13 protein-coding genes are annotated in these 14,429 nt (G+C 66.0%); 12 read left to right on the top strand and 1 reads right to left on the bottom strand.

What is annotated here, in order from left to right; all coding sequences use genetic code 11:
- Positions 1-14: 14 nt before the first annotated feature.
- The 12 genes from P8T11_RS24555 (at position 15) to P8T11_RS24500 (ending at position 13,444) form a co-directional block, all read left to right on the top strand.
- Positions 15-992 carry a PDR/VanB family oxidoreductase gene (locus P8T11_RS24555; RefSeq protein ID WP_268079611.1) on the top strand — a complete coding sequence of 326 codons (978 nt, stop codon included), beginning with the start codon at positions 15-17 and terminating at the stop codon, positions 990-992.
- 31 nt (positions 993-1,023) lie between these two features.
- Entirely contained in the window at positions 1,024-2,343 is a 1,320-nt protein-coding gene (locus P8T11_RS24550) for an aromatic ring-hydroxylating dioxygenase subunit alpha (RefSeq protein ID WP_268079612.1), read from the top strand.
- Positions 2,340-2,831 (top strand): aromatic-ring-hydroxylating dioxygenase subunit beta, encoded by a 492-nt coding sequence (locus P8T11_RS24545; protein ID WP_268079613.1) that lies wholly within the window; start codon positions 2,340-2,342, stop codon positions 2,829-2,831. The genes P8T11_RS24550 and P8T11_RS24545 overlap by 4 nt, the downstream gene beginning before the upstream one ends.
- A gap of 9 nt (positions 2,832-2,840) precedes the next feature.
- Positions 2,841-4,475, top strand: a complete 1,635-nt coding sequence (locus P8T11_RS24540) for an AMP-binding protein (protein WP_268079614.1) — start codon at positions 2,841-2,843, stop codon at positions 4,473-4,475.
- Entirely contained in the window at positions 4,472-5,641 is a 1,170-nt protein-coding gene (locus P8T11_RS24535) for a thiolase family protein (protein ID WP_268079615.1), read from the top strand. The genes P8T11_RS24540 and P8T11_RS24535 overlap by 4 nt, the downstream gene beginning before the upstream one ends.
- Positions 5,638-6,879, top strand: a complete 1,242-nt coding sequence (locus P8T11_RS24530) for an SDR family NAD(P)-dependent oxidoreductase (protein ID WP_268079616.1) — start codon at positions 5,638-5,640, stop codon at positions 6,877-6,879. The genes P8T11_RS24535 and P8T11_RS24530 overlap by 4 nt, the downstream gene beginning before the upstream one ends.
- Before the next feature lie 58 nt (positions 6,880-6,937).
- Positions 6,938-7,723: a cyclase family protein gene (locus P8T11_RS24525; protein ID WP_100852969.1), complete on the top strand. Its 786-nt coding sequence runs from the start codon at positions 6,938-6,940 to the stop codon at positions 7,721-7,723.
- Positions 7,724-7,758: 35 nt separating this feature from the next.
- Positions 7,759-8,487 carry an SDR family NAD(P)-dependent oxidoreductase gene (locus tag P8T11_RS24520; protein WP_268079617.1) on the top strand — a complete coding sequence of 243 codons (729 nt, stop codon included), beginning with the start codon at positions 7,759-7,761 and terminating at the stop codon, positions 8,485-8,487.
- Between the two features lie 186 nt (positions 8,488-8,673).
- The gene (locus P8T11_RS24515) at positions 8,674-9,825 is read left to right on the top strand and encodes an ABC transporter substrate-binding protein (protein WP_268079618.1); all 1,152 of its coding nucleotides are present in this window, start codon (positions 8,674-8,676) and stop codon (positions 9,823-9,825) included.
- 18 nt (positions 9,826-9,843) lie between these two features.
- Complete coding sequence (locus P8T11_RS24510; protein WP_100852972.1) at positions 9,844-10,884, top strand: branched-chain amino acid ABC transporter permease; 1,041 nt, start codon at positions 9,844-9,846, stop codon at positions 10,882-10,884.
- A complete protein-coding gene (locus P8T11_RS24505) occupies positions 10,881-12,674 on the top strand; it encodes a branched-chain amino acid ABC transporter ATP-binding protein/permease (protein ID WP_264615434.1) in 1,794 nt (597 codons plus the stop codon). Before P8T11_RS24510 ends, P8T11_RS24505 begins: the two co-directional genes overlap by 4 nt.
- Entirely contained in the window at positions 12,674-13,444 is a 771-nt protein-coding gene (locus P8T11_RS24500; RefSeq protein WP_268079619.1) for an ABC transporter ATP-binding protein, read from the top strand. The genes P8T11_RS24505 and P8T11_RS24500 overlap by 1 nt, the downstream gene beginning before the upstream one ends.
- Here P8T11_RS24500 and P8T11_RS24495 read toward each other — a convergent pair.
- Positions 13,441-14,376 carry a glycosyltransferase family 2 protein gene (locus tag P8T11_RS24495; protein ID WP_268079620.1) on the bottom strand — a complete coding sequence of 312 codons (936 nt, stop codon included), beginning with the start codon at positions 14,374-14,376 and terminating at the stop codon, positions 13,441-13,443. The genes P8T11_RS24500 and P8T11_RS24495 overlap by 4 nt on opposite strands.
- Positions 14,377-14,429: the final 53 nt, after the last annotated feature.

Here is a 14,429-nt window from a genome sequence, read left to right as displayed (position 1 = left end):
TAGAGACAAACGCCGTGCAGACACTGAAACTCATCATCCGCGAAGTCCGGCAAGAGTCGCCGCTGATCCGATCCTTCCGCCTGGCGCGCGAAGACGCCGGCCCCCTGCCCGCCTTCGGCCCCGGCGCGCACCTGAAAGTGACGGTGCCGGGCTTGCGCGAGCCGCGCTGCTATTCGCTGGTGCAACTGACGCCCGATGCTGGCCAGTTCGCGCAGCCCACGGAATACCGGCTGGGTGTGCGGCTGGAGGAAGCCAGCCAGGGCGGATCGCGCCACATGCACGCGCTGGCCGAAGGCAACACGCTCGACGTCGAAGGCCCCAAGAACGATTTCCCGCTGCATGAATCGCCGGCAGGCGACGAGCCCGTGGTGCTGATCGCGGGCGGCATCGGCATCACGCCCGTGGCCTCCATGGCCGCCGCGCTCAAAGCCGCCGGCCGCGACTTTCATCTGCACTACTGTGGCCGCAGCAAGGACCAACTGGCCTTCCTGCCCGAACTCGAAGCGCTGGCGGGCAGCAGCCTGACCGTGCACGCGGATGACGACCCGTCCTGCCGCTTCGACCTGCAAGCGCTGCTGGCCGCCTCCAACCCCCGCCAGCACTTGTACGTGTGCGGCCCCAAGGGCCTGATCGACGCCGTCATCGCCGGTGCCAAGGCGCGCCACTGGCCGGAAGCCCACATTCACTTCGAACTCTTCGTCACCGCCGCCGCGCAAGCCGGCGACCAAGCCTTTGAAGTGGAACTGCGTCAGTCCGGCCGCACGCTGACCATCCCCGCCGACAAGACCATCGTCGACGTCATGGAAGAAGAAGGCTGCGACCCCATGTACGACTGCAAGCGCGGCGAATGCGGCGTCTGTCAGGCAACCGTGCTGGAAGGCGAGCCTGACCATCGCGACTACTACCTCTCGGACACCGAGAAGGCCAGCGGCAAGATCATCCAGATCTGCATCTCGCGCGCGAAGTCGCAGCGCCTGGTGCTGGACCTGTAAGGCCGCCGGCCCCGACGACAAGGAAGCGACCATGGCCAAATACCGCGACAACCCCGACGCCATCCGCGCCCTGCTGCGCGACACGGAAGTGCACAAGGACCTGTTCATCGACCAGGAACTGTTCGACCTGGAAATGGAGCGCCTGTACGCCAACACCTGGGTCTACGTCGGCCACGACAGCCAGGTACCGAACAACGGCGACTACATCACCACCACCGTCGGCAACCAGCCCGTGGTGATGGTGCGCCATAGCGACAAGACCGTGCGCGTGCTGCACAACCGCTGCCCGCACAAGGGCACCATGGTGGCGGGCGAGGCCTGCGGCAACACCGGCAAGTTCTTCCGCTGCCCCTATCACGCCTGGACGTTCAAGACCGACGGCAGCCTGCTGTCGATACCGCTGAAGAAGGGCTACGAGAACACCGGCCTGGAAAACTGCGAAGCCAGCCAGGGCATGGCCGCCGTCAAGGATGTGAAGAACCATCGCGGCTTTGTGTTCTGCCGCCTGAATCCGGAAGGCCAGTCGTTCGAGGACTTCTTCGGCGAATCCTTGTCCACGCTGGACAACATGGTGGACCGCTCGCCCGAGGGCCGGCTGGAAGTGGCCGGCGGCGTGCTGCGCTACATGCACCGCTGCAACTGGAAAATGCTGGTCGACAACCAGACCGACACCTGCCACCCGATGGTGGCGCATGAATCGTCGGCCGGCACGGCTGTGAAGGTGTGGGAGCAGGCGCCCGAAGGCACGCCCAAGCCCATGGCGGTGGAACTGTTCGCACCGTTTATCTCGCCCTATGAATTCTTTGAGAACATGGGCATCCGCGTCTGGGAAAACGGCCACGGCCATACCGGCGTGTCGGACTCCATCCATGCCTCGTACTCCGGCGTGCCGGGCTATTGGGATTCGATGGTTGCCGCCTACGGCGAGGAACGCGCCAAGCAGATCCTGGGCGACGTGCGCCACAACACCGTGTACTTCCCCAACATCATGGTGAAAGGCCCGATCCAGACGCTGCGCATCTTCAAGCCCATCGCCGCCGACCGCACGCTGGTCGAATCCTGGACGTTCCGCCTGGTGGGCGCGCCCGACCTGCTGCTGGAACGCACGCTGATGTACAACCGGCTGATCAACGCGCCCACCTCCGTCGTTGGCCATGACGACCTGGAAATGTACGAACGCGCGCAGGACGGCTTGAATTCGCGCGCGCGTGACTGGGTCAACGTGGGCCGGCTGTTTACGCCCGATGAGGCCGGCCAGAAAAACGTCACCACCAACGGCACCAACGAATGGCAGATGCGCAACCAATACCGCGCATGGGGCCGCTACATGACCGGACCGGAGTCGGTATGAGCGCAAGCGACCGCGAGTTGATCGATTTTGTTTACGCCGAAGCGCGCCTGCTGGACGAGCTGCGCTTTGAGGACTGGCTGAATCTGTACACCGAAGACGGCTACTACTGGATGCCACTGGCCCATGGCCAGACGGACGCGAAGCTGCACGCTTCCCTGATGTACGAAGACAAGCTGTTGCTGCGCGTGCGCGTGGAACGGCTGGCCGGCCAGCGCACGTTTTCGCAGCAGCCGAAAAGCCGCTGCCACCACCTGCTGCAAGCGCCCACGGTGGAGCACGACCACCCTGACGCCGCGCCCGCTGAAGGCCGTCACGTAGTGCGCACCGCTTTTCACTATGTTGAAACCCGGCAGGACACGCAGACGCTCTTCGCCGGCTGGACCACGCACCACCTGGTGGAACAGGACGGTGCGCTGCGCATCCGCTTGAAGCGCGTTGACCTCGTCAACTGCGACGCCGCCTTCGGCAACATCCAATTGTTCATGTAGGAGCGGCGTGTGAACACCACCGTCCATCAGGCTTTCAGCGACACCGCCGCCCGTTACGGCGCACAACCCTTCTTGTGCATCCTGCCGGAAACAGCCGGCGTCTATGGCATAGACGCCGGCGAACTCTCGTATGGCCGCGCGGCCGACGCCATTGAAACGCTGCGCGCCGCCTATGCGGCAGCCGGCTACGGCCACGGCCATCGCGTGGGGCTGCTGCTGGAAAACCGCCCCGCCTTCTTCCTGCACTGGTTCGCGCTGAACGCGCTGGGTGTGTCGGTCGTGCCGATCAACCCGGACCTGCGCGCGGCCGAACTCGAATACCTGACGGGCCACTCCGAGATCGCCTTGGCCGTCGCCCTGCCCAAGCGCCACGCCGACCTGCTGGCCGCCGCCGAGCGCGCGGGCCGCCCCTTGCGCGTGATGGGCCCGGACGACGCGCCCCCAGCCGCGCCCTTCGCCGCGCCGCTGGCCGACACCACGCCCACCGAACTGAGCGAATGCGCGCTGCTGTACACGTCCGGCACCACCGGCCGCCCCAAGGGCTGCATCCTGCCCAACCGCTATTTCCTGCACGCGGGCGGCTGGTATGCGCGCATTGGCGGCCTGGCCGCCCTGCGCCCCGGCCAGGAACGCATGCTGACTCCGCTGCCGCTGGTGCACATGAACGCCATGGCGTATTCGGCCATGGCCATGGTGCTGACGGGCGGCTGCCTGATTCCGCTGGACCGCTTCCACCCCAAGACCTGGTGGGACAGCGTGCGCGATTCCGGCGCCACCGTGCTGCATTACCTGGGCGTGATGCCCGCCATCCTGATGAAAGCCACGCCGTCCGACAGTGACTTGCAGCCCGCCATCCGCTTCGGCTTTGGCGCGGGCGTGGACCGCACCCTGCACGCGCCGTTTGAAGCGCGCTTCGGCTTTCCCTTGCTGGAAGCCTGGGCCATGACCGAGACCGGTGCGGGCGCCGTCATCATTGCCAACCAGGAACCCCGCTACATCGGCACCAGCAGCTTCGGCCGCGAGGAAGACGATGTGCAGGTCCGCATCGTGACCGACGCCGGCCAGCCCGCCGCCGTGGGCGAACCCGGCGAGCTGCTGGTGCGCCACGCGGGCGACGACCCGCGCTACGGTTTCTTTGCCGGCTATCTGAAAGACCAAGCCGCCACCGATGAAGCCTGGCAGGACGGCTGGTTCCACACCGGTGACATCGTGCGCCGCGAAGCCGACGGCGCGCTGCGCTTCGTGGACCGCAAGAAAAACGTGATCCGCCGCAGCGGCGAAAACATCTCGGCCGTGGAAGTGGAAAGCGTGCTGATGCAGCATCCTCTGGTCAAGGCCGTGGCGGTGGCCGCCGTGCCCGACCCGGTGCGCGGCGATGAAGTGCTGGCCTGCGTCGTGCCCGAAACCCTGCCTGCTGACAACGCCGCCATGGCCGAGGCCGCGCGCGGCATCGTGCAGTGGTGCCTGCAACAACTGGCCTATTACAAGGCGCCCGGCTATGTGGCCTTTGTGGACAGCCTGCCGCTGACCACCACCAACAAAATCCAGCGCGGCGAAATGAAGGCGTTGGCGCCGACCTTGCCCGGCACGGCACGCTGCATCGACACCAACGCCATGAAAAAGCGCCAGGAGCCTGCCCAATGAGCCGCCTGGGATACGACGGCGTCGTGGCGGCCCTGCCCGTCACCATTCCGTACGAGCGCTATTCCACTCACGCCGCGCACTGGTGGCTGGGCCGCGCGCTGGGCGCGTTGATCCGGCAATCCGGCTTGGCCAAGACCGATGTCGACGGCCTGTGCGTGTCCAGCTTCACGTTGGCGCCCGACACCGCCGTCGGCCTGGTCCAGCACCTGGGCATGAGCCCGCGCTGGCTGGACCACATCCCCATGGGCGGCGCCAGCGGCGTGGTGGCCTTGCGTCGCGCGGCCCGCGCCGTGCAGGCGGGCGACGCGAACATCGTGGCCTGCATCGCGGGCGACACCAACCACGTGGACTCGTTTCGCAACACTGTCAGCCAGTTCTCGCGCTTTGCGCAGGACGCCGTCTACCCCTATGGCGCGGGCGGCCCCAACGCCAGCTTCGCCCTGCTGACCGCGCACTACATGCGCGCGACGGGCGCCACGCGCGAAGACTTCGGCAAGCTGTGCGTGGCTCAACGCGACAACGCGCTGCGCTACCCGCACGCGCTGATGAAAAAGCCGCTGACGTTGCAGCAATACCTGGACGCGCGCGTCATCACCGACCCCATCCATCTGTTCGACTGCGTGATGCCCTGCGCGGGTGCCGATGCCTTTCTGGTGATGCGCGAGGAGCAGGCCCGCGCCTTGAACCTGCCCTACGCCCGCATCCTGTCCACCATCGAACGCCACAACGCCTGGATCGACGACCCGATCCAGACGCGCGGCGGCTGGACAATGGACGTGGACGAACTCTACGGCCAGGCCAACGCCACGCCGGCCGACATGGACTTCCTGCAAGCCTATGACGACTACCCCGTCATCAACCTGATGCAGATTGAAGACCTGGGCTTTTGCGAAAAAGGCGCCGCGCCGGCATTCGTCCGCGAGCACACGTTCACCGTGGACGGAAGCTTTCCCTTCAACACCAACGGCGGCCAGTTGTCGGTGGGCCAGGCAGGCGCCGCCGGCGGCTACCTGGGCATGGTCGAGGCGCTGCGCCAATTGACGGGCACGGCGGGCGGCACGCAAGTTCCGGATGCCCGCATCGGCATGGTCAGCGGTTTCGGCATGATCAATTACGACCGCGGGCTGTGCACCGCCGCGGCCATCCTGGCAAGGAGCGACGCATGACCGAGCCGCTAGCCAAGCCGCCCCGGAAGAATCCGGTTGCGCGCACCCGCCAGCCCACCTTGCCGCCCGGCTCGCGCAGCCGCACGGCGCTGGGGCTGACGGCCGCCGCCGCCGAAGGCCGCTTCGACCTGCAAACCTGCGCCGATTGCGGCGCGGTGCAGTACCCGCCGCGCGAAGTCTGCGGCCACTGCCTGTCTGAGAACCTGCCCTGGCGTCCGGCCAACCCCAACGGCGTGCTGCTGGTCAGCACCACCTTGCATCACAGCAACGACCTGTATTTCCGCGAACGCCTGCCCTGGCGCGTCGGCACCGTCGTGATGGACGCCGGCCCGTCGGTCGTGGCGCATGTGCACCAGGATTGCGCCGACGGCGCGCGCGTGCGGCTGGCCCTGAAACTGGACCGCAGCGGCCAAGCCGTGATGATCGCCCTGCCTGAAAGGAACACGCCCAACATGGAAGACGACAAGACACTGCGCGAAACCTCGTGCGACCCGAAATTCCGCCGCGCGCTGGTCACCGACGGCAAGACCGCCGTGGGCCAGGCCGTGGCGCGGGCCTTGCTGGACGCGGGCTGCCCCACGGTATTCCTGGGCGACGCGCAGTCCTGGAAGCGCAACGCCGCCTTTGACGCGCTGGCCGCCGACCCGCGCGTGCAGTCGGTGGCCCTGGACGTGACCGACTCCGACTCCGTGGACCGGCTTGCCGCCTCCATCGGCGGCAAGGTTGAAATCCTGGTGAACACGGCCGACCTGGAACGCGAAGGCGGGCTGCTCTACCGCAAGGACGTGAACACCGCGCGCGACGCCATGGACGTGAACGTGCTGGGGCTGATGCGCCTGGCGCAGAGTTTCGGCCCCGCCCTGTGCGGCCGCGCCGCCGACGGCGTGAACAACGCCACCGCCTGGGTCAACGTGCTGTCCATCTATGCGCACATGAACCTGCCGTCGCGCGGCATGTGGTCGGCATCGAAGGCCGCCGCGCTGTCGCTGGCCCAATGCCTGCGCGCTGAAATGCGCGGCGCGGGCGTGCGGGTGGTGAACGTATTTCCGGGCCCCGTTGACCATGAATGGGAACAGCGCACGCCGCCGCCCCGCGTGGCACCCGCGGCGATTGCCGCCGCGATTGTGCGCGCGCTGAAAGACGGGATCGAAGACGTCTATGTGGGCGATGTGGCGCAGGAATTCCGCGCGCGCCTGGCCGACAACCCCAAGGGACTGGAACGGGAACTGGGCGGCTGATGCCCCGCGCCCCCGACAACGCCATATCGCCACACCGTGAACCAATAGGAGCCGCAGCATGAGCCAGAACATTCTTGCCCAATTCATGACGGAACTCGTCACCGGCCGCATCGGCCTGGTGGACCTGACCGAGACGCTGACGCCGGAATTCCCCACCATCGTGCTGCCGCCGGAGTTCGGCCAGGCCTGGCCGTTCCGCATGGAAGAGATCTCGCGCTATGACGAGCGTGGCCCCGCCTGGTACTGGAACAATTTCTCGTGCTCCGAACATACGGGCACCCACTTCGACGCGCCGGCCCACTGGGTCAGCGGCAAGGACCAGCCCGACAACACGGTAGACACCATACCCATCGATGCCTTCATCGCCAGCGCCTGCGTCATCGACTGTTCCGCCGAGGCCCGCGACAACCCCGACTTCCTGCTCACCATCGACTTCGTCAAGGCCTGGGAAGAAAAGCATGGCCGCATCCCCGCGCGTTCGTGGGTGCTGATGCGCACCGACTGGTCCAAGCGCGCCAAGCCCGTTGAATACCTGAACATGCAGGAAGACGGCGCCCACTCGCCCGGCCCCGACGCGGACGTGGTGCCGTGGCTGATCAAGGAGCGCGACGTACACGGCTTCGGCACGGAATCGGTCGGCACCGACGCCGGCCAGGCCCACCACCTGAACCCGCCCTACCCCTGCCACTACTACATGCACGGCAACAACCGCTACGGCCTGCAATGCCTGACCAACCTGGACCAGTTGCCGCCGACAGGTGCCGTGATTTTCTCGGCACCGCTGAAGATCCGCAGCGGCTCGGGCAGCCCGCTGCGCGTGCTGGCGCTGGCGCCGAAAGCCTGAGCCGGTCGAAGACGGCAACGCAACCAAGGACACGCATGACTCAACCACACGTAGCGCTGGTCACCGGCGGCAGCGCCGGCATTGGCGCCGAGATCTGCCGCAGCATGCTGGATGCCGGCTATGAAGTGATTTCGATGGCGCGCCGCGCCGCCGACTTCAGCCACCCGCGCCTGCACAACATGCAGGTGGACCTGCTGGACGCCGACGCCACGGCGCAGGCGGGCCAGGAGGCAGCCGCCAAATTCCCCATCAGCCACGTTATCCACAACGCGGGCGTCATCTGGCCAAATCTGCTGCCGCAAGTCACGCAGGAAGAACTGCACGGCCTGACCCAGATTCACCTGGGCGCGGCGATCAGCCTGGTGCAGGCGGCGCTGCCCGGCATGCAGGAACGCAAGTTTGGCCGCATCGTGATGATGTCGTCACGCGGCGCGCTGGGCCTGCCCACCCGCACCGCCTATTCGGCCACCAAGGCTGGCATGGTCGGCATGGCGCGCACCTGGTCGCTGGAGCTGGCGCCCTATGGCATCACGGTCAACGTGGTGGCGCCCGGCCCCATCCAGACGGACATGTTCTACGAAGTGATCGAACCCGGCAGCGAACGCGAGAAGCAGTTGGCCAACGGCATTCCGGTCAAACGCCTGGGCCGGTCCGACGACGTGGCGCGCGCCGTGATGTTCTTTGCCGACCCCGCCAACAGCTTCGTCACCGGCCAGACGCTGTTTGTTTGCGGCGGCGCCAGCGTCAGCTCCATCACCATCTAGTGAGCCTTGCGCCATGCTTGCTTCGGGTTTTGACGGATAGGTAAGCACCAAGAGCCCGTCTACAGTGCTGATCCTTGCAGGTTAGAAATTTTAAGCAACAAGTAATTCCCGCAGTCCCCACGCTGTTCCCGTTTTCTCCGCTTTTCAGCTGCACCCCCACTCTGCTCCCTATCCGGAGGTTTTGCCATGCTGTCGAAGAAACTCCCCCTGGTCACGGCCGCCGCCGTTGCCGCCCTGTTCGCCCTGCCCGCGCTGGCACAAATGAAAGTCGGCGTCGTCACGTCATCCACCGGCCCAACCGCGCTGGTTGGCATTCCGCAGAAGAACAGCGTGCCGCTCCTGCCCAAGAAAATCGGCGACCTGACCGTGGAATACATCTCGCTGGACGACGCCAGCGACTCCACCAACTCGGTCACGGCGTTCAAGAAGCTGATTTCGGAACAGAACGTGGACGCGCTGATCGGCCCGTCGGGTTCGCCCAACGCCATGGGCGTGATCCAGTTCGCCGCCGAAGCTGGCGTGCCGATGCTGGCGCCGGTGGGCACGGCGGCCGTGGTGCTGCCCATGAACGAACAGAAGAAGTGGGTATTCAAGACCACGCAGAACGACGACATCATCGCCCGCGCGCTGGTCGACCATATGGCCAAGACCGGCATCAAGACGGTGGGATTCATCGGCCTGAACGACCCGTATGGCGAGAACTGGTACAAGGTTTTTTCGGGCCTGGCCGCCGCCAAGGGCATCAAGATCACCGCCAACGAACGCTATCTGCGCTTTGACAGCTCGGTAACGGGCCAGGCGCTGAAGATCCTGGCCGCCAAGCCCGACGCCGTGCTGGTGGCCGCCCCCGGCGCCGCCAGCGTGCTGCCGCAAACCACGCTGTTCGATCAAGGCTACAAGGGCAAGTTCTATCAAACCCACGGCGCGGCCTTGCCCGACTTCCTGAAGCTGGGCGGCAAGAAGGTCGAAGGCACGGTGCTGGCCGCCAGCCTGATGCTGGTGCTGCCGGAAATGCCCGACAGCAACCCGTCCAAGAAAGTCGCCACCGACTATATCGCCGCGTACGAAAAGCTGAATGGTTCCAAGCCCGCCACCTTTGGCGCCAACGTCTACGACGCCGGCCTGCTGTTGGAAAAGGCCGTACCCATCGCGGAAAAGGCCGGCAAGCCGGGCACCAAGGAATTCCGCAGCGCATTGCGCGACGCGCTGGAACAAACCAAGGAGCTGGTGGGCACGCAAGGCGTCTACAACATGAGCGCCGCCGACCACAGCGGCTTCGATGACCGCGGCCGCGAACTCATCACCGTCAAGGACGGCAACTGGACGCTCGTGAAGTAACGGCTTGGACCTTTTCGCATGAATGCTCAGATCGCCTTGATACTCGGGCAGGACGGCATCACCAACGGCGCGATCTATGCGTTGTTGGCGTTGTCGATCCTGCTGGTCTTCACCGTTACCCGCGTGCTGTTTATCCCCCAGGGCGAGTTCGTCGCCTTCGGCGCGCTGACCATGGCGGCCATCCAGGCCGGCAAGCCCGTGCTGCTGGTCTGGTTGCTGCTGGCGTTCGCGCTGGCCGAAGCCGTGGCCGACCTCATGGCCCGGGCCAAGCGCCCGGGCCGGTCCCGTGGGCTTTGGCGCATCGCGGCCAAGGCGATCTACCCGCTGATCCTGGCGGCCTTGCTGTACCGGCTGCCGCTGGCGCAACTGCCAATGGCCGTGCAGGCCTTGCTGACACTGTTGCTGGTGGTGCCGATGGGGCCGCAGTTGTACCGGCTGTTCTACCAGCCGATTGCGTCGGCTTCGACGCTGGTGCTGCTGATCGTGTCCATTGCCGTGCACCTGGCGCTGGTGGGCCTGGGGCTCTTGGCCTTCGGCGCCGAGGGCGCGCGCACCGCGCCGTTTTCCGACGCCAGCCTGGCGCTGGGCCCCATCAACGTCAACAGCCAGGCGCTGTGGGTGGTGGCGGTGTCGGCCTTGCTGATCATCGTGCTGTATCAGTTCTTTGAACGATCGATGTACGGCAAGGCGTTGCGGGCGGCGGCATTCAACCGGCTGGGCGCGCGGCTGATGGGCATTTCGCCCATCTTCGCGGGCCGCGCCACGTTCTTTCTGGCTGCGCTGATCGGCACGGTGTCGGGCATCCTGATCGCCCCCATCACCACCATGTATTTCGATTCCGGCTTCATGGTCAGCCTGAAGGGCTTTGTGGGCGCCATCATCGGCGGCCTGGTCAGCTACCCGCTGGCCGCGGCCGGCGCGGTGCTGGTCGGCCTGATTGAAGCGTTCTCGTCGTTCTGGGCCAGCGCCTACAAGGAAATCATCGTCTTCACGCTGATCATCCCCGTGCTGCTCTGGCGCTCGTTAAAAAGCCACCACGTCGAGGAAGAAGACGAATGAATCCCCGCATCATCCTCTTCGTGTTCCTGGCGCTTTTGGCGCTGGGGCCGCTGGCCCTGCCGCCGTTCTATGTGACTTTGCTGAACTACATCGGGCTGTACGCGCTGGTGGCGCTGGGCCTGGTGCTGCTGACCGGCGTGGGCGGCTTGACCAGCTTCGGCCAGGCCGCCTTCGTGGGCGTGGGCGCCTACACCACGGCGCTGTTGACCACGCGCGCCGACTCCCTGCCGTCGTGGCTGGCGTGGCTGGGCGCCTCGCCCTGGCTGACGCTGCTGGCGGGGCTGGTGCTGACGCTGGTCATCGCCTATCTGCTGGGCGCCATCACGCTCAAGCTGTCCGGCCACTTCCTGCCGCTGGGCACCATTGCCTGGGGCTTGTCGCTGTACTTTGCTTTCGGCTCCGTCGAAGGGCTGGGCGGCCACACCGGCATTCCCGACATTCCCGCCATCAGCCTGTTCGGCTGGACGCTGCATGAAGGCGGCAGCATCTATTACCTGATATGGGCCTTTCTGCTGATGGCGGTCTGGTCCACGCAGAACCTGCTGGATTCGCGCGAAGGCCGCGCCATCCGCGCGCTCAAGGGTGGGCGCGTGATGGCGGAATCCATGGGCGTGGACACGGCGCGTTCGCGCATGGTGATCTTCATCATCGCGGCCTTGCAGGCCTGCGCATCGGGCTGGCTGTACGCCCACATGCAGCGTTTCGTGAACCCCAACCCTTTCGGCTTGCAGATGGGTATCGAATACCTGTTCATGACCGTCATCGGCGGCGCGGGCCAGGTCTGGGGCGCGCTGGTCGGCGCGGGCGTGTTCACGGTGGCCAAGCAATGGCTGCAAGACTGGCTGCCCAAACTGCTGGGCCAGACGGGCAACTTTGAAGTCATCGTCTTCGGCTTCGGCATGGTGTTGCTGCTGCACCGCGCCCGTACCGGTTTGTGGCCGCTGTTGACGCGCTGGATCCGCGTGAAGAAACCCGTGCGCCGCCTGGACATGAATGCCGAACCGCTGCCGCGCAAACCCATGCCGGCGCGGGGCGAGGTGGTGTTGAAGGCGGTGGACGTGACGCGCAAGTTCGGCGGCCTGGTTGCCAACAACGCCATGAACCTGGAGATACGCGCGGGCGAAATCCTGGCGCTGATCGGCCCCAATGGCGCGGGCAAGAGCACCATGTTCAACCAGATCTCGGGGGTGGACACGCCCACGTCGGGGCAAGTGACGCTGCTGGGCCAGTCCGTGGCTGGCGCGGGTGCGCGCAAGATTGCGCGGCTGGGCCTGTCCCGCACCTTCCAGCACGTGCGCTTGCTGGGCCGCATGAGCGTGCTGGAAAACGTGGCCATCGGCGCGCACCTGCGCGGCCATCGCGGCGTGCTGCCGGCCGCCTGGCGCCTGGACCGGGCCGAAGAGGCACGCCTGTTGGCCGAAGCCGCGCGCCAGGTCGAACGGGTGGGGCTGGGCAAGCACCTGCACGACGAGGCGGGCTCGCTGGCGCTGGGACAACAGCGCATCCTGGAAATTGCGCGCGCGCTGGCGTCCGACCCCTGCATCCTGCTGCTGGACGAACCCGCGGCCGGACTGCGCTATCAAGAAAAATGCGAACTGGCCGAACTGCTGAAGAAGCTGCGCGCGGAAGGCATGGCCATCTTGCTGGTTGAACACGACATGGACTTCGTGATGGGCCTGGTGGACCGCGTGGTGGTCATGGACTTTGGCGAGAAGATCGCCGAGGGCCTGCCCGCCGAGATTCAGAACAACCCCGCGGTACTTGAGGCCTATCTGGGCGGAGTGGAATGATGAGCGCGAATCTGCTGGAAGTGCGCGACCTGCGCGTGGCCTACGACAAGGTGGAAGCAATATCGGGCGTCAGCCTGACGGTGGGCGAAGGCCAGATCGTGACCGTGATCGGCCCAAATGGCGCGGGCAAGACCACCTTGCTGTCCGCCATCATGGGCGTGCTGCCGTCCACCGGCCGCATCGTCTTCGGCGGCAAGCCGCAAGAACATGCCGAGATCGAGGAAATGGTGGCGGCCGGCATGAACCTGGTGCCCGAAAAGCGCGAGCTGTTCGCCGAAATGACAGTGGAAGACAACCTGATGCTGGGCGGCTTTCACCGCTTTCGCAGCGGAGTGCGTGACCAGGACAAAACGCTGGCGGAAGTCTATGAGCTGTTTCCGCGCCTGCAAGAGCGCCATGCCCAACTGGCTGGCACCTTGTCGGGCGGCGAACGCCAGATGCTGGCGGTGGGCCGCGCGCTGATGGCCAAGCCGCGCCTGCTGATGCTGGATGAACCCAGCTTGGGGCTGGCGCCGCGCATTGTGCGCGAAGTGTTCCGCATCGTTGCACGGCTGCGCGAGATGGGTGTGTCGATATTGCTGATCGAGCAGAACGCGCGCGCGGCGCTGCAAGTGGCCGACTACGCCTATGTGCTGGAAACGGGCGCCGTCACGCTGGAAGGCCCCGCCGCCGAGGTGGCGGTGGACCCGCGCGTGGTCGAGGTGTATCTGGGCCTGGGGCATGGCGCGTCCGCGCCTGCGCCTGCTGCCGCCGCGCCCACCGCGCCCTAAGCCACGCCGCGGCGCCGGTCGCGGCGGTACAGCGCATAGCCCAGGGGCCACATCGCCGCCACCATGAAGGTCGCCATGGGGTTGGTCAGCCGGTACGCGCCCACCGCGGTGGGCACGCCGGAGTGCTTCAGGTGCAGGCGAAAGCGCGTGTACCGCGCGGCCGCCATGATGAATTCGCGCGGCCGGTAGCGGAAGAATTCCAGGTGGTGCTGCAGCATGTCCCAGGCCAGCAGATACAGGCCCTGCGCGTTGCTGCCCACGGACACGGCGCCTTGGGACAGGCCGCCCGGCGTATCGTGATACGTGCGCACCACGCGATTGATGAAACGGCTGAGATAGCCCGCGCGCGCCACCGCCCACCACACCAGGCTTTCCGGCACGAAACCGGCGACGTCTTCGGGAAACGGAAACTTCCTGAGGATGTCGGTACGCATACAGCCGAATTTCTCGCCCTTGATGCGATAGCGGAAATACACGTCCACCGCCGTGCTGTCGAACACGTCCTGCGGATAACGGTCGCCCACGATGCTGCCATCGGGCCGCGCGCACAGGCCCGTGATGGCCACGTAGGACTCGCGGCGCGCGGGCGGGATGGCGTCCCACGCTTGTTTGAAAATGGCCAGCGCGTCGGGCGGCATTTCGTCATCGCTGTCCAGGGCCACGATCATCTGGCCTTGCGCTTCGCGCACGCCCCGGTTGAAGGCGGTTTTCTTGTGCTGGTTGTTCTGCCAGATATAGCGGATGGGGAAATCCGCGCGCGCCTGCCAGGCCAGAATCGACTCGTGCGTGTTGTCGGTGGAACCGTCGTCCACCACCACCCATTCGAAGTCCCTGAAAGTCTGCCGGGAAAGCGATTCATACACCCGGTGCAGCGTGCCCGCCCGGTTGTAGGTGGGCGTAAGAACGGTGAAAAACGTTGGTGTATCGGTCATGCCTGCTATGCCCCTTTGCGATCGACGTGCCACCGCTGCGGTCTTGGTCTGCT

The sequence above is a fragment of the Achromobacter spanius genome, assembly GCF_029637605.1.
Lineage (GTDB): Bacteria > Pseudomonadota > Gammaproteobacteria > Burkholderiales > Burkholderiaceae_B > Achromobacter > Achromobacter spanius_E.
The sequence above is the reverse complement of the archived record's forward strand: the minus strand, read 5'-3'. Positions and strand labels throughout refer to the sequence as shown.

Excerpts from the sequence above, each read along its gene's own strand:
- P8T11_RS24550 (WP_268079612.1), top strand. The coding sequence starts at position 1,024 with ATGGCCAAATACCGCGACAACCCCGACGCCATCCGCGCCCTGCTGCGC.
- P8T11_RS24545 (WP_268079613.1), top strand. The coding sequence starts at position 2,340 with ATGAGCGCAAGCGACCGCGAGTTGATCGATTTTGTTTACGCCGAAGCG.
- P8T11_RS24535 (WP_268079615.1), top strand. The coding sequence starts at position 4,472 with ATGAGCCGCCTGGGATACGACGGCGTCGTGGCGGCCCTGCCCGTCACC.
- P8T11_RS24530 (WP_268079616.1), top strand. The coding sequence starts at position 5,638 with ATGACCGAGCCGCTAGCCAAGCCGCCCCGGAAGAATCCGGTTGCGCGC.
- P8T11_RS24525 (WP_100852969.1), top strand. The coding sequence starts at position 6,938 with ATGAGCCAGAACATTCTTGCCCAATTCATGACGGAACTCGTCACCGGC.
- P8T11_RS24520 (WP_268079617.1), top strand. The coding sequence starts at position 7,759 with ATGACTCAACCACACGTAGCGCTGGTCACCGGCGGCAGCGCCGGCATT.
- P8T11_RS24515 (WP_268079618.1), top strand. The coding sequence starts at position 8,674 with ATGCTGTCGAAGAAACTCCCCCTGGTCACGGCCGCCGCCGTTGCCGCC.
- P8T11_RS24510 (WP_100852972.1), top strand. The coding sequence starts at position 9,844 with ATGAATGCTCAGATCGCCTTGATACTCGGGCAGGACGGCATCACCAAC.
- P8T11_RS24505 (WP_264615434.1), top strand. The coding sequence starts at position 10,881 with ATGAATCCCCGCATCATCCTCTTCGTGTTCCTGGCGCTTTTGGCGCTG.
- P8T11_RS24500 (WP_268079619.1), top strand. The coding sequence starts at position 12,674 with ATGAGCGCGAATCTGCTGGAAGTGCGCGACCTGCGCGTGGCCTACGAC.
- P8T11_RS24495 (WP_268079620.1), bottom strand. The coding sequence starts at position 14,376 with ATGACCGATACACCAACGTTTTTCACCGTTCTTACGCCCACCTACAAC.